At 67.3% G+C, this 23,847-nt stretch carries 17 protein-coding genes and 1 pseudogene; 6 read left to right on the forward strand and 12 right to left on the reverse strand.

Going from position 1 to position 23,847, the window contains the following annotated elements; all coding sequences use genetic code 11:
* The 3 genes and pseudogenes from QN347_RS04790 to QN347_RS04800 all read right to left on the reverse strand — a co-directional run.
* Window positions 1-531 (reverse strand): annotated as a pseudogene (locus QN347_RS04790) (ABC transporter); the annotation flags it as partial.
* Entirely contained in the window at window positions 528-983 is a 456-nt protein-coding gene (locus QN347_RS04795; protein ID WP_322163744.1) for an ATP-binding cassette domain-containing protein, read from the reverse strand. The gene QN347_RS04795 and the pseudogene QN347_RS04790, both read right to left, overlap by 4 nt.
* Before the next feature lie 11 nt (window positions 984-994).
* The gene (locus tag QN347_RS04800) at window positions 995-2,254 is read right to left on the reverse strand and encodes an ABC transporter transmembrane domain-containing protein (RefSeq protein WP_323493976.1); all 1,260 of its coding nucleotides are present in this window, start codon (window positions 2,252-2,254) and stop codon (window positions 995-997) included.
* Window positions 2,255-2,412: 158 nt separating this feature from the next.
* On the opposite strand from QN347_RS04800, the gene QN347_RS04805 reads away from it, so the two are divergent.
* From QN347_RS04805 to QN347_RS04815, 3 genes are all read left to right on the forward strand, one after another.
* Window positions 2,413-3,102: an NAD(P)H-dependent oxidoreductase gene (locus tag QN347_RS04805; protein WP_322163742.1), complete on the forward strand. Its 690-nt coding sequence runs from the start codon at window positions 2,413-2,415 to the stop codon at window positions 3,100-3,102.
* 133 nt (window positions 3,103-3,235) lie between these two features.
* On the forward strand, window positions 3,236-3,859 hold the full coding sequence (locus tag QN347_RS04810) for a response regulator transcription factor (protein WP_322163741.1): 624 nt from the start codon (window positions 3,236-3,238) through the stop codon (window positions 3,857-3,859).
* A 517-nt stretch (window positions 3,860-4,376) separates the two neighbouring features.
* Complete coding sequence (locus tag QN347_RS04815; RefSeq protein ID WP_323493981.1) at window positions 4,377-6,761, forward strand: hypothetical protein; 2,385 nt, start codon at window positions 4,377-4,379, stop codon at window positions 6,759-6,761.
* 26 nt (window positions 6,762-6,787) lie between these two features.
* Here the strand turns inward: QN347_RS04815 and QN347_RS04820 are convergent, their stop codons facing one another.
* The 9 genes from QN347_RS04820 to QN347_RS04860 form a co-directional block, all read right to left on the reverse strand.
* Entirely contained in the window at window positions 6,788-8,254 is a 1,467-nt protein-coding gene (locus tag QN347_RS04820; RefSeq protein ID WP_322163739.1) for an efflux transporter outer membrane subunit, read from the reverse strand.
* 5 nt (window positions 8,255-8,259) lie between these two features.
* The gene (locus tag QN347_RS04825; RefSeq protein WP_322163738.1) at window positions 8,260-9,777 is read right to left on the reverse strand and encodes a DHA2 family efflux MFS transporter permease subunit; all 1,518 of its coding nucleotides are present in this window, start codon (window positions 9,775-9,777) and stop codon (window positions 8,260-8,262) included.
* Window positions 9,774-10,919: an HlyD family secretion protein gene (locus tag QN347_RS04830; RefSeq protein ID WP_322163737.1), complete on the reverse strand. Its 1,146-nt coding sequence runs from the start codon at window positions 10,917-10,919 to the stop codon at window positions 9,774-9,776. Before QN347_RS04830 ends, QN347_RS04825 begins: the two co-directional genes overlap by 4 nt.
* Before the next feature lie 376 nt (window positions 10,920-11,295).
* Window positions 11,296-12,597, reverse strand: a complete 1,302-nt coding sequence (locus tag QN347_RS04835) for a nitrate/sulfonate/bicarbonate ABC transporter ATP-binding protein (protein ID WP_322163736.1) — start codon at window positions 12,595-12,597, stop codon at window positions 11,296-11,298.
* 10 nt (window positions 12,598-12,607) lie between these two features.
* Window positions 12,608-14,353: an ABC transporter permease gene (locus QN347_RS04840; RefSeq protein ID WP_322163735.1), complete on the reverse strand. Its 1,746-nt coding sequence runs from the start codon at window positions 14,351-14,353 to the stop codon at window positions 12,608-12,610.
* 1 nt (window position 14,354) lies between these two features.
* Window positions 14,355-15,701 (reverse strand): carbohydrate porin, encoded by a 1,347-nt coding sequence (locus QN347_RS04845; RefSeq protein WP_323493977.1) that lies wholly within the window; start codon window positions 15,699-15,701, stop codon window positions 14,355-14,357.
* Window positions 15,702-16,074: 373 nt separating this feature from the next.
* Window positions 16,075-18,648, reverse strand: a complete 2,574-nt coding sequence (locus QN347_RS04850) for an HWE histidine kinase domain-containing protein (RefSeq protein ID WP_322163733.1) — start codon at window positions 18,646-18,648, stop codon at window positions 16,075-16,077.
* Window positions 18,641-19,198: a biliverdin-producing heme oxygenase gene (locus tag QN347_RS04855; protein WP_322163732.1), complete on the reverse strand. Its 558-nt coding sequence runs from the start codon at window positions 19,196-19,198 to the stop codon at window positions 18,641-18,643. Before QN347_RS04855 ends, QN347_RS04850 begins: the two co-directional genes overlap by 8 nt.
* A 96-nt stretch (window positions 19,199-19,294) precedes the next feature.
* Window positions 19,295-19,852 carry a DNA-3-methyladenine glycosylase gene (locus QN347_RS04860; protein WP_322163731.1) on the reverse strand — a complete coding sequence of 186 codons (558 nt, stop codon included), beginning with the start codon at window positions 19,850-19,852 and terminating at the stop codon, window positions 19,295-19,297.
* 197 nt (window positions 19,853-20,049) lie between these two features.
* Between QN347_RS04860 and QN347_RS04865 the strand changes: the two genes are divergently transcribed.
* From QN347_RS04865 to QN347_RS04875, 3 genes are all read left to right on the forward strand, one after another.
* Complete coding sequence (locus tag QN347_RS04865; RefSeq protein WP_322163730.1) at window positions 20,050-21,252, forward strand: MFS transporter; 1,203 nt, start codon at window positions 20,050-20,052, stop codon at window positions 21,250-21,252.
* Between the two features lie 60 nt (window positions 21,253-21,312).
* On the forward strand, window positions 21,313-22,566 hold the full coding sequence (locus QN347_RS04870; RefSeq protein WP_322163729.1) for an MFS transporter: 1,254 nt from the start codon (window positions 21,313-21,315) through the stop codon (window positions 22,564-22,566).
* A 163-nt stretch (window positions 22,567-22,729) separates the two neighbouring features.
* Window positions 22,730-23,773 carry a rod shape-determining protein gene (locus QN347_RS04875; RefSeq protein WP_133188393.1) on the forward strand — a complete coding sequence of 348 codons (1,044 nt, stop codon included), beginning with the start codon at window positions 22,730-22,732 and terminating at the stop codon, window positions 23,771-23,773.
* Window positions 23,774-23,847 lie beyond the last annotated feature (74 nt).

Raw genomic sequence — 23,847 nt, forward strand, 5'->3', positions numbered from 1 at the left:
CTCGGAGATGTGTATAAGAGACAGAGCGCCGGACAGGTCTGGTTCGACGATCGCGACCTCGTCGATATCGCGAGCGACCTCCGCCGCAGCCATTCCCCACGGCGCCGACGCCATTGCAAAGCGCGTCTCGATCACGCCGACGTCCTGGACGATCCGTGCCGTCGCCTCGCCCGTCGAGAAGGACAGCGCGCGCGCCACCGGTGCCGCCGCGATCGCGCGGAACAGCGCCGGGCGGATCTGCGCGAGCGCGCCGAACGCCGCCTCGTGGCTGGCGAGACGCTCGCCATAACGGGCACCGGTCCGCACGATCGCCAGCAAACGGATCCCTGCGCTCGGCAGCATATAGTTGAACCCCTGCGCGACGACCGGCCCGGCGAGCCCGGCGATCGCCGCGGCGGTAAGGAACCATCCCGAAAGCCCGAGCAACAGCACGGAAGCCGCCGCGACCAGCGCGGCATAGCCCGCCGCGCGCACCAGCATCGGCCGCTGGCGGATGCGCTGTTCGCCCAGCAACGCGTCGAGCGCGGTCACGCGTGCAGCTCCAGCGAGACCGTCCGGTCGGCGATCGCCGCGAGCGCGGCGCTGTGCGTCGCGATGAGCGTGGTGCGTCCGCGGCACGCCGTGCGGATCGTTTCGATCAGCGCCGCTTCGGCGACCGGATCGAGATGCGCGGTCGGTTCGTCGAGCAACAGCACCGTGCTCGGCTTGAGCAGTGCGCGCGCGAGCGCGATGCTCCGTATCTCGCCGCCCGACAATCCGCCGCCACGCGCGTCGATCGGCGCGTCGAGCCCGCGCATCGCGAGCATCGGCCCGAGCCCCGCGCGCCGCGCTGCATGCTCGATCTCGCGCGCCGTCGCGGCCGGCCAGGCGAGCGCAATATTCGCACGCAGCGTCCCCGTGATGATCAACGGCGTCTGCCCGACCCAGGCGGAGGCCGGAGCCAGCGTGATACCTTCACCAAGCGCGATACCGTCGACCGTCACGCGTCCCGCGCTCAGCGGCGCCAGCCCGAGGAGGAGATCTTGCCGCTCCCCGACGGGCCGAGCACTGCGACGATCGTCCCCGGCGCGATATCGAGCGAGAAATCGCGGATCGCCGGTGCATCGGTTCCGGCATAAGCGATCGCCACATCCGTGAGCGTGATCCGTGGCGCGGTTTCGGGCGCGCGCTGGGCGACCGGCGCGGTCGAGGGGGCGAACAGCGCATTGGGGAAGCGCTCGACCGCGGTCTGTGCGGCTTGCTTGTCATGATAGGCGGCGGCGAGCCGGCGCATCGGCAAATAGAATTCGGGCGCCAGCGCCAACACGAAGAACGCTCGCGCCAGATCGAGCTTTTCGGGCACCGGAAACGGCAGCAATCCGAGCACGTTGAACCCGGCATAGACCGCCACCAGCGCCACCGACAGCGCGGCGAAGAATTCGAGCGCGCCAGACGACAGGAACGCGACACGCAGGACGCGCATCGTGCGCCGCGCAACTTCTTCCGAAGCGCGCGCCAGTCGTTCGGCTTCACGCTGTTCCCCGCCGAACGCGAGCAGGATCGGCAAGGCGCGGATGCGATCGGCGAACAGGCCCGAAAGCCGCGACATCGCACCGAACTGCCGCCGCGATTTGTCAGCGGCGGCCCCGCCTGCAAGAATCATCGCGGCAAGGAAGGGGATGAGCGTGACGACGAGGATCGCCGCCGCGATCGGACTGGCGAGCGCGGCGGCGGCGATCACCAGGAGTGGCGCCAATCCAGCCGTCGCGCGTGCCGGAAGGAAGCGCGCGACATAGCCATCTGTCGCTTCGACCTCATCGACGCACGTGGCCAGCAGGGTGCCCGTCGTCGCGTGCCCGCCCGGCGCGCGCGCCAATAGATCCGTGACGAGCGCCGCGCGGAGCGTTCGCTTGGTCCGCCGCGCCGCGTCCGCGCCGACGCGCGCCGCAAGCAGCGCACATACCCCGCGCGCGCAGCCTGCGCCGACGAGCAGCGCCAACCATGGCAGCATCGCGCTCAGCCCTGCCGGAACCTGCACCACCGCGCCCGCGAGACCGCCAGCGAACCCGATCCCCGCCACCGTATCGCCAAGCAGCAAAACCGTCGGAGGCCAAAGCCGCACCGTGGGAGGAACGATGGACTTGAGCCGCAGCACAACACTGACGGGATCGGGCTGCGTCGGGATCGGGCTGCGTGGGGATCGAGTGCATCGCGATAGCCTAGCGAGCGTCATCGCACCGGCGAATACGCAATACCCCTCACCGCCGTCGGGCATCGGATCCGTATAGACCCGTATAGCGCACCGACGAACGCGCGTGCTTCGATGGGTCAGCAAAGGAGCGAGCCCATGCCAAACCGCACACCCCGCAACGCCGCCCGTTGGCCCAGATCAGGATCGGCAAAGCGAGCCGCAGCGATCGGGCGGGGCTCGCTATGACACACGGCGCGACGCCCGCTGCCGAACAGGCCGCCCTTCGCCATGTCGTCGTGCTCGGGTCTCCGGGCGCCGGCAGCTTCACCACCTCCGTCGCGCAGGCATATTGCGACGAAGTTCGCGCCTGTGGCCAGGAGGCGGAAATCCGCGATCTCTATGCGATGGGGTTTAACGCGCTGCTCGCCAATTCCGAACGGCCGACCGCGCCGGACTACCGGCAGCCGCCAGATGTCGCGGCCGAACTCGCCGTGCTTGAGACCGCGGCGGTCATCAGCTTCGTCTACCCGCTGTGGGTCGGCATGCCGCCCGCAATCATCAAGGGCTATATCGATCGCGTGCTGGGCGCGGGTTTCGAAGAGCCCGAACGGCGCTCGGGCAACCGGGTATCGACACTGCGCGGCAAACGCTTGCTCAGCTTCAGCGCTTCCGCCTCTACCCGGCCCTGGCTTGAAGAACATGGCCAGTGGACCTCGATCCGGCAGGGCATCGACAGCTATCTCTCGACGGTCTTCGAATTGGTCGATGGCGGACATGTCCATTTCGACTCGATCGTCGAGGGCGTATCGGAGTCCTATGTCCGCCAGTGCCTCGCCGATGTGCGCGAAGTCGCGCGGCGGACGTGCGCCGCTGTCCTAAGCGAACGCCATGCCCGCCAGAACGACGCGCGCCGCTTGCAGCTTTCACACTGAGGAAGCGGCAGAACTCCCCGACAGAACTCGAACGTGGCGGGTCAATCGCACCAAACAGCAGCGGGGGCAGGCACGGGATGGCGCCGCCGCCGCATCCGGCCTAGGTTGCTGCGCGGCGGACGGAGTCGAAAAGGTGGCTGAACAGAGACTTGTCCATATTATCGACGATGAGGAGGCGATCCGCCGGTCGGCAAGCTTCATGCTCAAGACGTCGGGCTTCGCGGTCGAGACCTGGGCGTCGGGCGTCGATTTCCTCCGGGAGGCGAAGCATGCGGCGATGGGCTGCGTACTGCTCGATGTCCGCATGCCCGAGATGGACGGGCTTGCAGTGCAACAGGCCATGATCGAACGCGGCATTGCGATGCCGGTCGTCGTGCTGACCGGGCACGGCGATGTCTCGATCGCAGTGCGAGCAATGAAGGCCGGCGCGGTCGATTTCATCGAGAAGCCGTTCGCCAAGGCGCTGTTGCTCGACTCGCTCGCCGTGGCGTTCGAGCGGATCGATCGTTCCGAAGCCGATGCCATGCGCGCGGCCGACGCTGCGATCGCGATCGGCGCACTGACGGCGCGCGAACGCGAGGTCCTCGAGGGCCTGGCGAGAGGGCTGCCCAACAAGACGATCGCCTACGACTTCGGCATCTCGCCGCGCACCGTCGAAGTCCACCGCGCCAACATCATGTCCAAGCTGCACGCGCGCAGCTTGTCCGAAGCGCTGCGGATCGCCTTTGCCGCGGGGTTGGGCAGCTCGCGCGGTTGAGTACCCGGACCGCCGGTCCGATCCGACGCTCCAGACGCGATCGTACCTGCCACGACGCCCGCCGCGAGCAGCACGAGCACGACCGGCGAAACCGTTGCCATCGCCTGAAAGGCGCGCCACCCGAGCGCGGCGGGAGCCGTGCGGCGGGCGTATCGAGCAAAAACTAGCCGATCGGCTTGCGATCCAAGACGTCGATATCGGGCGAAGGCGCCGTGCGACACGGCGTGCGCGGTGCCGTATGGGCATTTCTCGTCGACGGGGATCACCGGATCACCGAACCTCACAAGCCGCGCAAGGAGCGCGATCCCCGCGATGAGGGCAATCCGGGCCTGAGGCCCCTGCGATCAAGACGGGATTGCGACGCAGGCGGGATCGCGGGGTCAGGCGGTCGCCGGGGTTTGTCACCGACCACCGCGAGCTTGCTGGATGCGGGGTTGCGGCCGCGTGGCTTCAGCCGCATTGTCGCCACACGCCAACGGCATAGGCCGCGGCAAGCAGAAATTGAGCCGTGGACACCGTGTTGCGTTTTTCTCCTATCGTCGGTCTTCTCGGTCTGTTGCTGGCGGCGCCCGCCGTCGAGGCGGCGTCCTCCTCGTTCGACCTTGTCGGCCCCCGACTGGACGTCAGCGTGGTGCGCGACGGCGTTACGCTCCCGCTCGAGCGCGTGCCCAACCTCGCCGAAGGGGATCACATCTCGGTCAAGCTCGCCCCCCTTGCGGGGCATGACGAACATTATCGGCTGATCGCGGTGTTCCTGCGCGGCGCGGTCGATCGCCCCGGTAAGGACTGGTTCCGCGAGGCCGAGAGTTGGCGGGAGAAGAACGCCAGCCTGTCGCTCGTCGTCCCCAAGGACGCACAGCAGATGGCGCTGTTCATCGTCCCCGAGCGTGGCGGCGGCGCGAATGCGGTGATCAGCGCGGTCCGCAAGCAGCCCGGTGCGTTCGTCCGCGCGGCGCAAGAGCTGAACCAGGCCTCGCTCGACCGCGCACGGCTCGACACCTTCCTCCTCGAGATGCAGCGTGCCGAGCGCAAGAACCCCGAGAGCCTTGCCGCCGTCTCGCCGGTCCTGACGCGCAGCCTTGCGGTCAAGCTCAAGGCCGAATGCCTCGCGCAGCCGACCGAAGTCCAATCGGCGTGCCTGACCGGCGACCGCGAGACGCTGTTGCTCGCCGACACGCACAGTTCGGCGCTGGCCGATACACTTGCGGGCGCGCCGACCGATCTCGCTTTCCAGCTGAGTGCGACACCGCAAGCCGGATACGGCTCGTACAGCTCGTATATCGGCGTGGTGCGCGACCTGTTCCGGATGTTCGGCGCGTTCCAGTCGACGCAGCTCCAGTTCATTCCGGCGCTCGCGCAACAGCGTAACGCCACTGTGACGGTATTGCTTAACACGCCGGTCTCGTTCGCCAAGCCGACCTCGGTGATGGTCGTCGCGCTCCCGGCGATCGAAGCGCCCAAGCCGCCGCCGCTGCGCCAGCCACTGCCGGCGACGATGCTGTGCGCCGCACCAGGGGTGATATTGCCAGTCGAAGGCGCACCGCTGGTCTATGCCACGGGCTATGCGCACGACATGGTATTACGGCTCAAGCGGCTTGACGGGACGCAAGCCGAGATGCCGGTCCGCGCCGATCCAAGCCTTGGCGGCTTCGTCGCGACGGGCGACATTCCGTTCGGGCCGTTCGGCCCGGTGATCTCGGCGCAACTGCACGGTGCCTGGGGCTTTTCGTCGTTCGATGGCCCGAGCTACGTCCTGACCAAGCCGGGCGACGGGACGTGGAAGGCAACCGATCGCACCGCGCTGGTCGTCGGCCGCTCGAACGAACTGCAACTGTCCGGCGGCAGCGCAGGGTGCGTCACCAAGATCGGGCTGCGGCGCGGCGATGGTGCGGTCGAGCCGCTCAGCTGGAAGCAATCGGCCACGCACGGGATCGTCGCGACCGTCCCGCTCGAGCAATCCGAACCCGGCACGGTCTCGATCGTGATCGAGGAAAAGGGCGTCGCAACGCCGACCGAACTCCCGCTGCGCGCGCTGCAACAGGCCGGAAGCGTCGATGAACTGAGCTTCCACGCGGGCGACGACCAGGCCACACTGACCGGCACGCGGCTCGACCAAGTGATCGGAGTGACGCTCGGCACCCTCGCCTTCCAGCCGGGCGCGCTGACTCGCGTCGGCAAGCAGGATCGCGTCGCGTTGCAGGCCGCCAATCCGGCCAGCGCAATGGCGCTCGCTGCGGGCACGACGCTTCCCGCCGACATCAGCTATGTCGGCGGACGCCACAAATCGCTGAGCGTGACGATCGCACCGCACCGCGTCTCGGCAACGCTGCTCCGCGTTACGGCGCGGGCGCCGGTGCGTGATGGCGCCTTGCCGATCACCTTGCCCGGCACCGCGGTCTTTGCGCAGGATGCCCGACTGACCTTCGCCTTCCACCTCAACGACGCCCCCCCGCTCACGGGGCGCGAAAGCATCGAGATCGGGACGGTCGACGGGCGCACCAGCACGATGGTCGCGGCGGGCAAGGGCTATGATCTGCAGGACGCCAAAACGGGGATCGTCTCGATCAACCCGGCCGAAGCGCTAGGGCCCACGGCCTATGGCGCCCTGCGCTTCCGCATCGCGAGCGACGGCGCAGGGTCATCGTGGACGCCGCTCGCCACCGTAGTGCGACTCCCGGAGATCCACACGATCAGCTGCGCGGCGCGGAAGGCCTGCAAGCTGTCGGGCAACCGCTTCTTCCTGATCGAAGCGGTTGGGACGAACGCCGAGATGCAGCCGAGCCAAGCGATCCCCGACGGTTTCGTCGCGACCGAAATCACCACTCGCGCCAGCGCCGAAGGGCGGATCTACCTGCGGCTGCGCGATGCCCCCGAAGCCACCGCGACGGTAGCCGCGCCCTAACGATCCGGCTGTTGAAAAGGGTGTGGTTACCCCGCGACTGGCGCTTCGGCGGCAGGTCCGGTCCAGCCGCCTGCCGTTGCCACGTACAGCCGCGCCACGTTGAGGAACTGTCGCGTCTGCGCCAGCACCAGGCCATTGCGGGCACGATGATACAGGCGCTCGGTCTCGAGCACTTGGAGGATGCCCGAATTGCCGACCTGATAGCTGCGTTGCGACAGATGGCGCGATCGTTCGGCGACCGCGACCGACTCGCGCTGGTTGACCACCGAACGCGCGTCGCTCTGGATCGCCGAGAGCAGATCGGCGACTTGGCCGAATGCGGTCAGCACGGTCTGCTGATAGGTCGCCTCGCTCGCCTTGGCGCGGTTGATCGCCGCGGCGCGCTGCGCCTTGAGCGTCCCGCCATGGAAGATCGGCGCGGTCACGCCGGCAAAGATGTCGTACCCCCGGAACGCGTTCTTGACGAGATCGCCGATCCCCGGTGCGCCCTGCGTCAGCGTCGCGCCGAGCGTGATGTCGGGATAGAACCGCGCGGTCGCGACACCGACCCCGGCGGCGGCGGCATGCAGATCGGCTTCGGCCTGGAGGATATCGGGCCGACGATGCACGAGCTCGGACGGCAGCGCGACCGGGATTGCGGTGGGCAAGGTCAGCTTGGCGATGTCGAACTCGGTCTCGCCGAGCTCCGACGGCGCGATGCCGACCAGCGTCGCGAGCAAGTGCCGCGCTTCGGCCAATTGCTGCTCGAGCTGCGGGATGTCGCCGCGATCGGCGGTGTATTGGCTTTGCGCGTTGAGCACCTCGACCAGCGTACCCTCGCCGCCCTTCCGCCGCTTTTGCGTCAGATCGACGTTGCGCAGATCCTCGGCGAGCAAGGCATTGGCGGTCGCGACCTGCGCACGGATCGCGGCGACGGTCAGGACCTGGTTGACCACCTGCCCGGCGATCGAGAGATGCGCCGCCTCGGTCTGGCGTTGCTGCGCCTCGACCTGCGCGGCGCTTTGCTCGACCTGACGGCGCAGCCCGCCAAACAGATCGAGATCGTAGCTGATCCCGCCGCCGACCGAATAGAGATGGAATTCGGGATTACCGCCGGGCGCGAGCGGATTGTTGCCCGAAAAGCCGAAGCCCGCGAGATTGACCTGCTGCTGATCGACGCGCGCATTTGCGTCGATCTGCGGGAGACGGCGACCCGCGACGGCGCGCAGTTCGTCACGCGCCGCGGCAAGCGTCGCATTGCTCGCCGCCAAACTGCGATTGTTGGCGATCGCACGGTCGACCAGCGCATCCATTTTGGGCGATCCGAACGCCGTCCACCAGCGCTGCGCCGGCCCCGCGCCGAGTGTCACCGCAGGCGCACCGCGCACCGCGACGCGCTGCTCGCTCGGTGGCTGGTAGCCGCTCACCCCCGGCGTCTGCGGACGCACGAAATCGGGGCCGACGGTGCAGCCGGCGAGCGCGGTCGCGGCGAGGAGGATCGGGAGAAAGCGCATTGGCATCAGTCCATATGGATCGTTGGGCCGTCGGCCGCGCCCTTGCGCGGGCCGCGCATCAGCAGGAGCAGCGGAATCACCGCGAGCGTCAGCACGAACAGCAGCCAAAACGCGTCGATATAGGAGACCATCGACGCCTGCCGGGTGACTTGGGCATTGAGCGCCGCAACCGCGCTTGGGAGGTCGAAGTCGAAACCTTGCGCCAGCGCGGGATTGTCGGGCCGGACGCCTTCGGTCAGTCGCGAATGCACCGCCGCGGCATTTCGGATCGTCAGCGCCTGGAGCACCGAAATGCCGACCGCCGAGCCGATATTGCGCGTCAGCGTGAACATCGCCGCACCCTCGTTGCGGTATTTGACGTCGAGCGTCGCGAACGCGATCGTCGTCAACGGCACGAAGACGAGCCCGGTGCCGAGCCCCTGGATGAACCCGGAGACGATCACCAGCCGCTCGCTCATCTGCAGCGAAAAGCCCGCCATGATGTAGAGCGAAACCGCTGCCAGCGCGAAGCCGACGAAGATCAGCAGCCGAGCATCGACGCGTTTGATGATCCGCCCGACGATGATCATCGAGATTAGCGTGCCGATCCCGCGTGGCGCGGTGACGAGGCCGGTCAGCACGACCGGATAGCCCATCAGCGTCTCGAGCATCGTCGGCAGCAAAGCGAGCACGCCGAACAGCACGGTGCCGAGGAAGAAGCCGAAGATCGAGCCCGTCAGGAAATTGCGATCCTTGAACATCCCGATGTCGATGAAGGGCTTTTTCGCGGTCAGCGTATGGACGACGAAGAGATAGCCGAAGAACAAGGCAAGCCCTCCCTCGATGCAGATTTCGAGCGAGCTGAACCAGTCCTTGGTCTGTCCGCGATCGAGCATCAGCTGGAACGCGCCGATCGCGAGCGCGAGCATCGCAAAGCCGAACACGTCGAGCCGCGGTCGCGCGGCGTCCTTGGTCTCGGTGAGAAAGCCCGACAGCCCGACAAAGGCGAGAATGCCGATCGGCAGATTGATGTAGAACACCCAACGCCAGGTGAGATTGTCGGTCAGCCAGCCGCCGAGCGCCGGGCCGATGATCGGCCCAAGGATCGCGCCCATGCCCCACACCGCCATCGCCGGGCCGTGGCGCTCGGGTGGATTGATGTCGAGCAGGATCGCTTGGCTCATCGGCACCAGCGCTGCGCCGAACACGCCCTGCAGCAAGCGGAAGCCGACGAGTTCGCCGAGGCTGTTGGCCAACCCGCACAAGCCCGACACGACAGTGAAACCGACGATCGACCACAGCATCAACCGCTTGCGCCCGAAGCGCCCGGCGAGCCAGCCGGTGAGTGGCGTCATGATCGCCGCCGCAACGATGTAGGACGTCAGGACCCAGGTGATCTCCTCGCTCGACGCCGAGACGCTGCCCTGGATGTGCGGCAGCGCGACGTTGGCGATCGTGCTGTCGAGCGAGTTCATCACGGTCGCCGCCATCACCGACGCGGTGATCAGATTGCGGACGGCGGGGGCCGGATAGGCGCTCGTCATCGCACCGGGGTCGCGGCGCCGAACAGATGGCGCTGATAGCCGGTATCGACCGTGACCTCGACGCTCAGCCCGGCGTGGAGCGGGATATCGCGCGGCACTTGGTCGATGCTGAACTCGATCGGCAGGCGCTGGACCACCTTGACCCAGTTCCCCGTCGCGTTCTCGGGCGGGAGCAGCGCGAAGCTGTTGCCAGTGCCGGGGCTGAAGCTCGCGACGCGGCCAGTCAGCTTGAGGTCGGGAAAGGCATCGATCTTGAAGGTCGCGCGCTGGCCGACGCGCATATGGTCGAGCTGGTTTTCCTTGAAATTGCCCTCGACCCACAGCCGCGTCCCCGCCAGCGTGAACACCGGCTTCGCGGCCGAGACGTAGCTGCCGAGCTGGAGCTGATCGACCTTGGTGACGATGCCGTCCTGCGCGGCGCGGACCGTCGTATAGCCGAGGTTGAGCCGCGCGCGTTCGAGCGCGGCCTGTGCTCGCTGGACCGCCGGTTGCCGCTCGGTCGGCGCGGAGACGCTGCCGGTCAGTGTCGCGGCAACGCCGGCATTCTGTTGAACCGAGGTCGCGATCTGCTGGCGCGCGGTCTGCGCGGCGAGCACCGCCTGGTCGTATTGCGCTTGCGACGAGATGCCTTCGGCGAGCAGCGCCTTCTGGCGCGCCGCCTCGCGCTGAGCGTAAGCGAGCTTGTCGCGGCCGGCCTGCAGCGTCGCTTCGCCCTCGCGATAGCTCGCGCGGACCGAGGCGACCTGGGTGCGCGCACTGGCCAGTTCGGCGGCGGCTTCGTCGACGGCCGCCTGATACGGGGCCGGGTCGATCCGGAACAGGACGTCGCCCGCCTTGACGCGCTGGTTATTGTGGACCGCGATCGCGACGACGGGACCGCTGACATTGGCGCTGACCGAGACCAGCCCGGACTGGAGATAGCCATTGTCGGTCGCTTCGTAGCGGCCGCCGCTCAGATAGAAATACACGATGGCCAGCACCGCGACGATCGGCGCCAGCAGCAGCAAGGGCGTCCGCAAGCGAAGCCGGGCGCGGGGCTGGCGGTCGGCGGATTCCACTACGGGAGCAGGCGCGACGATCGGGGTCGAGTCTTCCACCGTGGGATAGTCGGCCGAGCGACCTGGCGAATCTTCCAAACTCATAGACTTTGCTCTCGAAAAGCAGTCGGTCCGCAGACGAAAATCGGACTCGGATAGCGCGTGCAACCGCGGTCGCGCCTTGCCGCTTCCGCCGATACCACGCAAACAGATAATATGCATGCTTATGTTTTGAAAGAGGCTAACGCGATTTGGCGACGCGGCTCCAGCGCGGATGCGCGGTGGAACGCGGCGCGGCGACCCTACTGCGCGCGTAAGAAGGCGGTTTTGAACATGCGGAGACCCCGACCGCCTCGCAATGATCGCTCTTCCAGATGACCTTCAGGCGCTAACGGCAAAGGCTATCACCCTCCGCGCAGCAGGGCCGGCCGCCGCCGCCTTGAGCGAGCGGCTTGCGCCGCCCGCCGGGCGGCACACGTGATCAGGCCGGATCGTCGAGCGAGAACAGATCGCCGTCATCGTCGAACGCGAACAGTTCGGCGTAGCGACCCCATTCGGTCACGGTGCGCAGCGTGGTCGCGGCGAAATCGGGCGACATATGGTCCTCGAGCTCGTCGCGGAAGCGCCGTGCCGGCGCTTGGTGGCTCGGGCGTTCGTCGAGCACGACGCGGATGTGGCGCGCCAGCCGGACATGCGTTTCGAGCGTGCGGCGGAAATTGGCCTTGCGCTGGTCGACATCCTCCTGCGCGAACGCCGCGCCGCGCTTGGTGAGCACCGCATCGCCATCGTCGATATCGACGAACTGCAACATCTGCAGCGTCTCGACGATCGGAAAGAGGTCGTCAATCTCGAGCTGGAGCGTGTCGGCGAGCGTGGCGAGCGGCGCGCGGCCCTCGAACGGCGCGGCCTCGATCTCCTCGATCAGGCCCGCCAGGCTGTTGATCGACACGTCGGGCAACGGCCGGTCGAGCCCGTGCTCGAGTTGCATGCCCGGCAGCGCGACCGGCACGACCGCACGCTGCGTCATCCGCGCATAGATCTGCTCGACCAATTCGCGGAACGCGGGATCGAGCCGGTCGCGCGGCTGCGGCAGGTCGACGGTGAACTCGGCCGCAATCCGCCCCGGGTTCGACGACAGAACGAGGATCCGATCGCACATCAGCACGGCTTCCTCGATATTGTGTGTGACGATCAACACCGAGGCGATGCCGAGCTTCCCCTCGCCCCACAGGTCGAGCAAATCGGTGCGCAGCGTCTCGGCGGTCAGCACGTCGAGTGCCGAGAAGGGTTCGTCCATCAGCAACAGCGACGGCTCGACCACAAGCGCACGCGCAAGACCCACACGTTGGCGCATCCCGCCCGACAGCTCCTTGGGAAAGGCGTTCTCGAACCCGTCGAGCCCGATCAGATCGATCGCGGCGAGCGCACGCGTTCGCCGTTCCTCGGCCGGCACGCGCTGCGCCTCAAGGCCGAGCTCGACATTCTGCAGCACCGTCAGCCACGGGAACAGCGCGAACGACTGGAACACCATCGCGACCGAGCGCGGCGCGCCCTCGGCATCGGGGACGAAGCGAAGCTCCCCGCTCGACGGGCGGACCAAGCCGGCGATCGAGCGCAGCAGCGTCGACTTGCCCGATCCCGAGCGGCCGAGCAGCCCGACGATCTCGCCCTCGCGGACGGCGAGCGCGACGTCTTCGAGGATCGGCGGGCCACCCTGCTCGCCCCCATAACTATGGCTGACATGCTCGAGCGTGACGACGGGGCGGGCGGTATGCGGGATCATGATAAGGTCCTCAGGACAGACGCAGACGGCGTTCGGACAGGCGATAGAGCGGGCGGAACAGCAAGCGGTTGATCGCGATGACGAACACCGACATCACCATGATGCCGAGCAGAACGCGCGCGCCGTCGCCCGCGGTGGTCGCATCGGCGATATAGCTGCCGAGCCCTTGCGCGCGCAGCCGCGTGCTGCCCCACGACACGGCTTCGGCGACGATGCTGGCGTTCCACGATCCGCCCGAGGCGGTCAGCGCGCCGGTGACGTAATAGGGGAAGATCCCCGGCAGGATCAGCCGCCGCCACCACTGCCAGCCGCGCACCCCGAACATCTGTGCCGCTTCGCGCATGTCGCTCGGAATGGCGCTGGCGCCTGCAATGACGTTGAACAGGATGTACCATTGCGTCCCGAGCACCATCAGCGGCGACAGCCATACATCCGGATCGGCATGAAAATGGACGATCGCGACGACCGCGATCGGGAACAGCACGTTGGCCGGGAACGCCGCGAGAAATTGCGCAACGGGCTGGATCCGCGAGGTCCAGCGCGGCCGCAGCCCGACCCACACGCCGATCGGCACCCACACGAAGCTCGCCAGGATGATCAGCACAATCACGCGCAACAGCGTGATCAGCCCGAAGCGCAACGCCGCCAGCGCCTCGGCAAGCGACAGCGTCTGGTGGAGGAAGTCGATCGCATAGCCCGTCGCGGCGAGCGCGGTGAGCGCGACCACCGCCGCCCAAAGCCGCATCCCGCGCGCTGCCGGGGCGACCGCCCTGGCGGCGAAGTGCCGCTCCTGCGCGATCGGGCGGCGCGCGGGTTCGAGCCGATAGACCATCTGCCCGACCGCGCGCAGCGGCGCAGTGAACGCCGGAAGCAACCGCGCGCGCCGGAACAGGTCGAACAGCCACGATTTCGGCGGGGCGACGCTCGCGGTTTGCTCGACGCGAAAGCGATCGGCCCAGGCGATCACCGGGCGGAAGACGAGCTGGTCGTAGAGCAGGATGACGACCGCCATTGCGCCGACCGCGAGCGCGACCGCGCTGAGATTGCGCTGCTCGATCGCGATCGCCAGCCACGACCCGATCCCCGGCAGCATGATCTGCGTATGCCCGACGCTGATCGCCTCCGACGCGACGACGAAGAACCAGCCGCCCGACATCGACATCATCGCGTTCCACACGAGGCCTGGTGCGGCAAACGGCAGTTCGAGCCGTATCAGTTTGCGCAGCGGCGAAAGGCCGAAACCGCGCGCAACCTCGTCGAGATCGGCCGGGACCTGCCGCAGCGACTGGTACAGGCTGAACGCCATGTTCCACGCCTGGCTGGTGAAGATCGCAAAGATCGCCGCGCACTCGACCCCGACCCGGCTGCCCGGAAACAGCCCCATGAAGGCGGTGACGGTAAAGGTCATGAACCCTAGGACCGGCACCGACTGGAGGATGTCGAGCGCGGGGATGATCACCAGTTCTGCCCGCCGGCTCTTGGCGGCGGCGGTCGCCGCGAGCAGCGTGAAGACGAACGATGCTGCCAGCGCCGCGAACAGCCGTAGCGTCGTCAGCAGCGCGTAGCGCGGCAATTGCCACGCATCGAGCACGACCGGCTCGAGCCGAAGCTTGGCGAGCGGCTCCGTCGCGTCACTGACCCCCGCCGCGATCGCCACCCCGGCCGCAGCAAGGATCGCGAACAAGGCGGCATCGGGCCAGCCGAACCGCACTTTCAGGCGCCGCGGCGAGAAGCCGAGAAATCCGGGCGTTTGCATGTCAGAACGCTCCATGCAGGCGTAAGGCGGCGATGTTCGCCGGTCCGCGATCGCGATTGTAGCCGGGGTTGGCGATATGCTGCGCGTCGAGCGTCGCATCGACGCCCGGCAGGAGACGCACATCGTAATAGAGCTCGGCGAACTGCTCGCGCCCGGCGTCGGGCAGCCGCGCATCGCCGACGAGCACGCCGATCCCGCCCGCCGCGAGATAGCGCTGATGCGCGGCCGAGATGCCGTTGACGACGAGCGCGAGCCCGACCCGGTCGGTCGACCGCCCCCAGCCCTTGCCCGCCAGCACCGCGCCGATTTGCGCAGTGCGATCGATATCGGTGAAGTCGTACGGCTCGATGCCGCCATCCGACCAGCCGAGACGGCCGAAAATCCCGAGCGTGTCCGTCAGTTCCTGCTCGGCATTGGCATAGGCGCCCACCCGGGTCCGCCGACCGCGCACCAGCGCCGTATCGGCCGGGGCAGCGCTTGCCGCGCCGAGCGCCAGCGCGTCGTCGAACCGCCCGAACTGCCCGCGATTGCGGAACACGCCGAGCCGGATCGATCCCGCACGGGGGCCGAAGCTGTGACGATGTTCGACTTCGCCATCGAGCTGATACTGGCCGAAACCGCGCTCGAGCGTCTCGCCATTGGGCACGCGCGACAGGTTGAACGCACCGACGCGGATGGTCCAAGGCCCGCGATAGGCCTCCAGCGCCGCCCCGGTCGAATAGCCCCAGGCGTCGGCCGCGTAATCGAAGCTCCCCGCATCGACCACCGACCAGTTGAGGAAGTCGGCGCGCGGGTCGTGCGCGTAGCGGTTCGTATCGAACACGTCGCCGACGCCGATCTTGCCGACGGTGAGAACCAGCCGATCGATCGGCCGCGCTCCGCCCAGCTGGTTGGACGACGCCACCACCGCCTCGCGCTCGCTGCCGAGAGCGATCGTCTGGCGGAAGAACACGCGCTGTAGGCGGAAATAGGGTGCGGACTTGCCGACCTTGTAGGCTTCCGCACTCGGAAAACCCGCCGCGCCGAGCGTGTTCGACAAGCCGAAGCCCTGATCGATCTCAGGGTTGGCCCAAATCTCCGCCCCCTGCCAAGGTGCCACGCCGAGATAAGCGGTGACGTCGGCAGTTTCCTGTACCTGGCGCGGCGTCAGGCTGTTTGGGCCAGAGTAAGGCGAGGCGAAGCCCCCTACCCCCTGGACAACGAACGTTGCCTGGCCGTGCAGCGCAAAGGTCTGCGGATCGCCCGTCCGCGCGCCGCTGGTCTGCGCCGCGACGGGACTGGTAGTAAGTAGCAGCACGCTGCCGAGTGCCGCGATCGGAAAATACGGGACCGCGACGCCTTTGAGCATGCGCGACCGAAACAGCGCGTCAGCGACGCGCACGGGGGGATATGGTGCGCGCTTGGGCGCGAAACATGGTCATCAGCGAAATCCTCGGGTCTCGTGGTCGAGCCCGCCGGATATCGCCTCAGGCCGGCATGATACCGCCCATGACGACCCGGCCGGGCCCAGGATTCCGGCAATCGACAGCGCAGAAGCCAAGGCTTCTACTGTCGCCGTCGCCGGACAAGGGGCTAGATCGGGGCATTGGGATCCTGTGGAATAGAGGCATCAAAGTCGTACCGAATCGGACGGGCGATTGCGATATCGCGCGGCGCCTAGCAGGTTGCCGTGCCCTCGCACAGTGTTTGTGCGGCAGTGCGGTACGATGCCGTGCCGAGGCTCAATCGATCGCCACCGGCCCCAGCATCTCGGCCATCGCCCGCGCGACATTCTCGAGCGTGTACGGCTTTTGCACGACCATGCGGTCGCGATGGTCGGCCGGCAACTTGGCCTGTTCGCCATACCCCGTCGCGAACAGGAACGGTACGCCAAGCACAAGCAGGCGATCGGCGATTGCAAAGCTGTTGCGATCGCCAAGGTGGATGTCGAGCATCGCAATCGCGGGCCGATTCTGCTCGATCGCATCGAGCGCGCCGTCGACCGTGGCCGCGGTCGTAACGGTTTCGGCGCCGAGCCGCGTTACAATGTCCTCGGCATCGAGCGCGATGATCAAGCTGTCCTCGACCAGGAGGACGTCGCGCCCCTTCAGCATGCGATCGGGCACCACCGCCGGCAGCCCCGGCGCGGGCCCTGCATACCGAACCGGCGGCGCAAGACCGGGCGGCGCTTCGGAGACGTGTCGCGCAGGGATGCGGAAGCGCGCCTCGACCCCCTCGGGACGATAGTCGACCTCTGCCGTCCCGCCGATGTCGTATGGCACCGAGCGATGGATGATCGTCGTCCCGAAACCCTTGCGCGTCGGCTTGGCGACGGTCGGGCCGCCGGTTTCACGCCAGGCAAAGTGCAGGTCCTGCGCCGCATCGCGCTCCCAACTGATCGCGACACGACCTTCGGGCACGGACAGGCTGCCATATTTGGTCGAGTTGGTGACGAGTTCGTGCAGCACCAACGCCATCGTCGAATAGGCCTGGGGATTGAGCAGCACCGGCGCGCCGTCCGAAATGATCTTGTCGCCATCGGCAAGAAAGGCCGCGGCCTCGGCGTCGATCAGCGCCTGCATCGGCGCCGGGCCCCAATGGTCATCGGTAATCTGGTTGTGCGCGCGCGCCAGCGCATGGATCCGCCCGTCGACCACCTTGACGAAATCCTGGACGACATTCTCGGTCGGCTGCGACTGGCGGATCAGCCCCCGGATCACGCCGAGCACGTTGCGCACGCGGTGGTTGAGCTCCGCGATCAGCAACTCCTGCCGCGCGCTGGCGTGCTGCCGCTCGGTCGAGGCTTCGTCGGCCATGCGCAGCACGACTTCGATCAACGTCGCGCGCAGCGTCTCGGCAACGCGCACCTCGGACGGTGTAAAGGGCTGCGAACGCCCCTGGACGAGCTCCTTCCACTCGGCAAAACTCTCGCGCGGCGACAGCCGTGGCCCATTGACGCCATATTCGACCGGCTTGTCCGGGTTGCCGGCCCAACGCACCGATCGCACGAGTTCCGACCGGAACAGCACGACATAATCGCGCGGCGCACGCGAGATCGGGATCGCCAGCAAGCCGGCGGATTGCGAGACGAACGCCTCGGCACCCGGCAGGATCGAGGCAATATGATCGGTCGCAAAAACCTTCCCCGCAGCCGTGCTGTTGAGGGCGCGGACGATCCGCTGGAATTCCTCGACCGACGGCGTCACCCCGGAAAACGCATGGTTGCCACCGATCCACACGCCGACACCGTCTGCGGCGATAGCGTTGGTCAGGATATCGCCGAGCCAGTCTGGATCCCTCAACAGCGTATCGTCGGAGGCAACCGCGCCGAGCAACTGGTCGGCGATCTCGCGCGCACCGCGCTCGAATTCGACCGTCGCCTGGCGCTCGCGGCTTTCGAGCCGCATCGCGAACATCTGCGCGAACAATTCGCTGACCGAACGCCGCTCGAAGGTCGGGCAACGCGGTGCATAATGGTGGCACGCGAACAGCCCCCAGAGCTTCCCGTCGACCAGGATAGAGATCGACAGCGACGCCTGGACGCCCATGTTCTTGAGGTATTCGATATGGATTGGCGACACCGCGCGCAGCACCGAAAGCGACAGGTCGAGCGGCTGGCCCTGCGTGTCGCGGGCCGGCACGATCGGGACAGTCTGGTGATCGACATCGGCGATGATGCGCAGCAAATTGCGCTTGTAGAGTGCGCGCGCCTGGACCGGGATGTCGCTTGCTGGATAACGCAGCCCGAGGAATTTGCCGATCCCGGCCTTGACCGCCTCGGCCACGACCTCGCCCGAATCGTCGGCATTGAAGCGATAGACCATCACCCGGTCGAAGCCGATCAGCGCGCGGACCTGGCGTGCGCCTTCGCGGAAGAAGCTCTCCATGTCGGCGCATTGGTCGAGCCGCGAGATCATCGAGCGGACAAGGCTGCTCGCATCGCCATATTCCCCCGATGCCGGCTCGGCCTCGATAACGACCTGGCCTCCCGAATAATGGATCGCGACATCGAACGCAGTGCCGCCGGGAACGAGCACGAGGTCGAACACTCGCTCGACCGCATCGGCGCCGCGCAGGACCGCGGCACGGTTGCGCAGGTCGTGGATGACCGGGGTGGAGAAGATTTCGGCAAGCGGCAGCCCGATCAGATCTTCCGGAGTGTGGCCGATATAGTCGGCGATATTCGCCGACGTGCGCGCGACAAGCCAGTCGGCGGTCAGCGCCAGCAGGAACCCGATCGGCTGAATCGCCCCCAGGATGTGGATCGGTTCGCGATCACAGTTCGTCAGATCGACCGATCGGAAGTCGTCAGCCAAGGTGCCCGGTCTCCACAATTCGTTGTCCGCTGGTTTCAAACAACGCAAACACGTGACGCGCCGCGGCGACCGCGACGGAGCGTTTTAAACCAGTATCGAGCCGCACGTCGAGCATCTGGAGCAAGCTGCGCCACGCGGCCGAATCGACGCCGCCAAGAAAGCGCGTCGGGAAGTCGGCGGGGACCGATCGCTTGAGCATCGTCCCGCCCAGCCGCGACCCCTCGAGCACATAGAGGCCACCAAGCACCGCCGCTTCATCCGAAAAGACGATCGGTCCGGCAGGGTCGGGCACGGGCAGACCGAGCACCGCGAGATCGGCTCGCACCAGATCGCCGCGCTGGCGGATATCCCAATCCGGGACGATCGCGCCCACACCCGCTTCGACAAGGGCTTGCTCGACAGGGATGTGAGCAGCCGCCTGCGCCCCGAGAAATGCGCCATAATCGTCGCGGTCATCGAGCCGGATCTGCGAGTATAGGCGATCGACCCGGTCGTGCTGCTCGTGCGTTGCCGCCCGCAACGCGCCTCGCGCGGTGATTTGATGCGTCATCGCGTCATAGTAGTTCGGTTCGACGCAAATGTAACCGCGCGCTATCATAGGCTGGATCAGCAAACGTCGGCCGTGCACGATGGTGCGAGCGCGCGATCACACGGGTTTGCTCAGATAGCGCGACCCCGCGAGACAGAAGCGCCACGGCGTTGTCGCGCCCTTGCTGATTCCGATCCGCACCGCCTCGACGATGCCGGGCGCGGTCGCGGGCAAGGCCATCGCAAATGGCGGACCATCGAGCGGCGCTCCGTTCAGCTCCGCATCGATCCCCAGCGCCTGTGCCAGCCGCCCCGGCCCGCTGCAGAGCAGTCGGTCGGCGACATTGCCGCGACGCGCCTGCATGACGTCACGACCGTATAACGGTTCGATCGCGCGGATCAGCACGGCACTCCCGGGCTGCTCCGCCGCGCAAACGAAGTTCAGGCACCAATGCAATCCGTAGATGCGATAGACATAGGCACGCCCGACGGGGCCGAACATCACGGCATTGCGCGGCGTCATTCCGCCGAAACTGTGCGAGGCTGGATCCCCCGCATCATACGCCTCGGTCTCGACGATCCGGCCGCCCGCGCCATCGACTTGCAGCTCGGCGCCGATCAGGCCGCGCGCAACGCTTACCGCGTCGCGCGCGAAGAACCCGGCGGCGAGTGTCACAGCAGCCTCCCCTCACCGACGCGCACGCCGCGATCGCATCGATCGATGACCGCAGGTGGCGGAAGCGGGCAAGTTTGTGGTGGCATCACGGCCCCCGGCTTGTATGGCACGCGACGCGCGGATCAACCCCCGCACGCTACGGAGAGGCTGCCGAATCGCCCGTCGCCGCTGTTCGGTGACGGACCCTGGAGCCTGTTATGCCTGCCCCCTTCTCGACGTCCGCGCGCACCGGCGCTGCGCCGCGCGTCGGCCTCGTCCACGCCGCGCTCGCGGTCGGCGGTTTTGCGATCGGTACGACCGAATTCGCGACGATGAGCTTGCTTCCCTATTTCGCGCGCGACCTGCACATCGACGAACCGAGCGCCGGACACGTCATCAGCGCCTATGCGCTGGGCGTGGTCGTCGGGGCGCCGCTGATCGCGATCCTGTCGGCCAAGGTCCCGCGCCGCACGCTGCTGATCGCACTGATGACGGTCTTCGCGGTCGCCAATGCGCTGTCGGCGCTCGCGCAATCTTACACCATGCTGTTGCTCGTCCGCTTTCTCAGCGGTTTACCACACGGAGCGTATTTCGGCGTCGCGTCGCTCGTCGCGGCGTCGCTCGTGCCCGACGAGCGGCGAACTCAAGCCGTCGGCCGGGTCATGCTCGGGCTGACCGTCGCGACGATCGTCGGCGTACCCGCCGCGACATGGCTCGGGCAAGTATTCGGCTGGCGCTATGGCTTCGCGATCGTCGCGGTGCTTGCGTTGATCACCGCAGGCCTCGCGGTCGCGATCGTCCCGCAGGACCGCCCGCAAAAAGACGCCAGCCCGTTGCGCGAACTCGGCGCGCTCCGCCGGCCGCAAGTGTGGCTGACGCTCGCGATCGGCGCGATCGGCTTTGGCGGGCTGTTCGCAGTCTACACCTATCTCACCGCGACGCTGACCCAAGTGACGCGCATCTCGCCGGCGCTTGTCCCGGTCGTCCTCGCGTCGTTCGGGATCGGGATGACGATCGGCAACCTCGTCGTACCGCGCTTCGCCGACAAGCGGCTGATGCGGACGGGCGGCGTGCTGCTGCTGTTCATGGCTCTCGTCCTCGCGCTTTACACGGTTGCCGCGCACAATTTCCTCGCGGTGACGCTCGACGTTTTTGCGATCGGGCTCGGCGGCGCCCTCGGGACGGTGCTGCAGACGCGGCTGATGGACGCCGCGGGCGACGCGCAGACACTCGCGGCGGCGCTCAACCATTCGGCCTTCAACGTCGCCAATGCTCTCGGACCATGGCTCGGCGGGATGGCGATCACTGCCGGCTTGGGCTGGACCTCGACCGGCTGGGTCGGATGCGCGCTCGCGCTCGGTGGGTTCGCGGTGTGGTGCGCCTCGGTGCTGCTCGAAGCGAGAGGTCGACGCGCCGTATAGTCGGCTGAAATCGGCGGCGCGCGACTTCGACAAGCGCAGCAGGCGTGCGTAAGAGGAGCCATGTCAACCGCCTCGACCCGCCGCATCCTTCTCGCCAGCCTGATCGGCACCTCGGTCGAGTTTTACGACTTCTACGTCTATGCGACCGCGGCCGCGCTCGTATTCGGGCCGCTCTTCTTCCCGGCGAGCGATCCCGGCGTCCAGATGATCGCATCCTATGCGAGCTTTGGCCTCGCCTTCTTCGCGCGCCCGCTTGGGGCCGCGCTGTTCGGACATTTCGGCGATCGGCTCGGCCGGAAATCGACGCTGGTTGCCTCGCTGATGCTGATGGGTGGATCGACCGTCGCGATCGCCTTCCTGCCGACCTATGCACAGATCGGCTGGATCGCGCCGCTGCTGCTGTGCATCCTGCGCTTTGGCCAAGGGCTCGGGCTCGGCGGCGAATGGGGCGGCGCCTCGCTGCTCGCGGTCGAGAATGCGCCCAAGGGTCACGAAAATCGCTGGGGGATGTTCCCGCCGCTCGGCGCGCCGATCGGCTTCATCGCGGCGAACGGCTTCTTCCTGCTGCTCGGCGCGGCGCTGACGCCCGCGCAGTTCGCCGCCTGGGGCTGGCGCCTTCCGTTCCTCGCCAGCGCAGTGCTCGTCGTGCTGGGGCTGTGGGTGCGTCTCAAGCTCACCGAAACGCCGGCATTTCGCGAGGCGGCGGCGCACGATGCGCTGCCGCCGGTGCCGATCGCCGAACTGTTCCGCCACCATCTGCGCGCAACGCTCGCCGGGACAGGCGCGGTGATTGCCTGCTTCGCGCTGTTCTACCTGACCACCGCCTTCGCGCTGAGCTATGGCACGACGACGCTCGGTCACAGCCGCCAGGCGTTTCTCGGGATCGAGATCGGCGCGATCCTGTTCCTCGCGCTCGGTGTCATCGTATCGTGCACGCTGGCCGACCGGACCGGAGCGCGGCCGATGCTGCGCTGGGGGTTTCTGGGGTGCGCAGTGTCAGGACTGCTGATGGGGCCGATGCTTGGTGCGACGTCCTTGTGGATCGTGTTCGCGTGGCTCGCGCTGTCGCTGTTCGCGATGGGCTTCGCTTACGGCCCGCTCGGCGGGTGGCTGCCTTCGCTGTTCGACGCGGGGGTGCGCTATACGGGCGTGTCGATCGCCTTCAATCTCGGCGGGATCCTCGGCGGCGCGCTTGCCCCGATCGCGGCGCAGAAGCTCGCCGAAGCAGGCGGCCTAAACCTTGTCGGCATCTATCTCATTGGCGAAGCCTTGCTGAGCCTTGGCGGCTTGGCGCTGCTCAAACCGGCGCATTGAGCGGGCCGGGCGTGCTGCCTTGGCGCGCAACTTGCCGCGCGAAACGATCGGCGGGTCGGAAGCGCGCTTGACCGCCGGGCCAGCGGCACCCACGGAGTCGCCAAAGCCTGCGCCGGGAGCCTTTCACGGCGGCCAGACCACGACCTTATCATCGAGACCTCTTATGTGGCCGGCGCGGCTCTTCACTTTCTCTTCCAACGACATGGCGATCGACCTCGGCACGGTGAACACACTCGTCTATCTCCGGGACAAGGGGATCGTGCTCGACGAACCCTCGGTCGTAGCGCTCGAGACGATCGACGGCGTGACGAAGCTGCGGGCGGTCGGCACCGACGCCAAGCTGATGATGGGCAAGACCCCTGAGGAGATCCGCACGATCCGCCCGATGCGCGACGGCGTTATCGCCGACATCGATGTCGCCGAACAGATGATCAAGCATTTCATGGACAAGGCGCTCGGCGGCGCGAGCCGGATGCCGCGACGCCATAAGGTCGTGATCTGCGTGCCGTCGAGCTCGACCCAGGTCGAACGTCGCGCGATCCGCCAGGCGGCGACCAACGCCGGCGCGGCGAACGTCCTGCTGATCGAAGAACCGCTCGCCGCCGCGATCGGCGCCGGCATGCCCGTTACCGAGCCGATCGGCAGCATGGTGGTCGATATCGGCGGCGGGACGACCGAAGTCGCGATCCTGTCGCTGCGCGGGCTTGCCTACAGCACGTCGGTGCGCGTCGGCGGCGACAAGATGGACGATGCGATCGCGTCGTACATCCGCCGCAAATACAACCTCATGATCGGCGAGGCGACCGCCGAGCGCGTCAAGATGACGATCGGCATGGCGCGCAAGCCCGAGAACGGCGTCGGGCTGACGATGAATGTCCGCGGGCGCGGGCTGGTCGGCGGGATCCCGACCGAGATCGAAATCAACCAGGCCGAAGTCGCCGAGGCGCTCGGCGAGCTCGTCGCGCAGATCGTCGAGGCGGTGATGAACGCGCTCGAGCAGACGCAGCCCGAGCTTGCCGCCGACATCGTCGACCACGGCATCGTGATGACCGGCGGCGGATCGCTGCTGCGCGAGCTCGACACTGTCCTCGCCGATGCGACCGGGCTGCCCGTCGTCGTTTCGGAAAACGCGCTGACGTGCGTCGTCACGGGTGCGGGCCGCGCGCTCGAGGATGCGGTGTTCAGCGGCGTGCTCAGCGAAAGCTGAACCTGCGAGGGAACCTCCACCGCGTACTTGCGCTTGGTCAAGCGCACGGGCACATCGCGCCCTCACACGATCTG

This window comes from Sphingomonas sp. 10B4, assembly GCF_035019905.1.
GTDB classification, from domain to species: Bacteria; Pseudomonadota; Alphaproteobacteria; order Sphingomonadales; family Sphingomonadaceae; genus Sphingomonas; species Sphingomonas glacialis.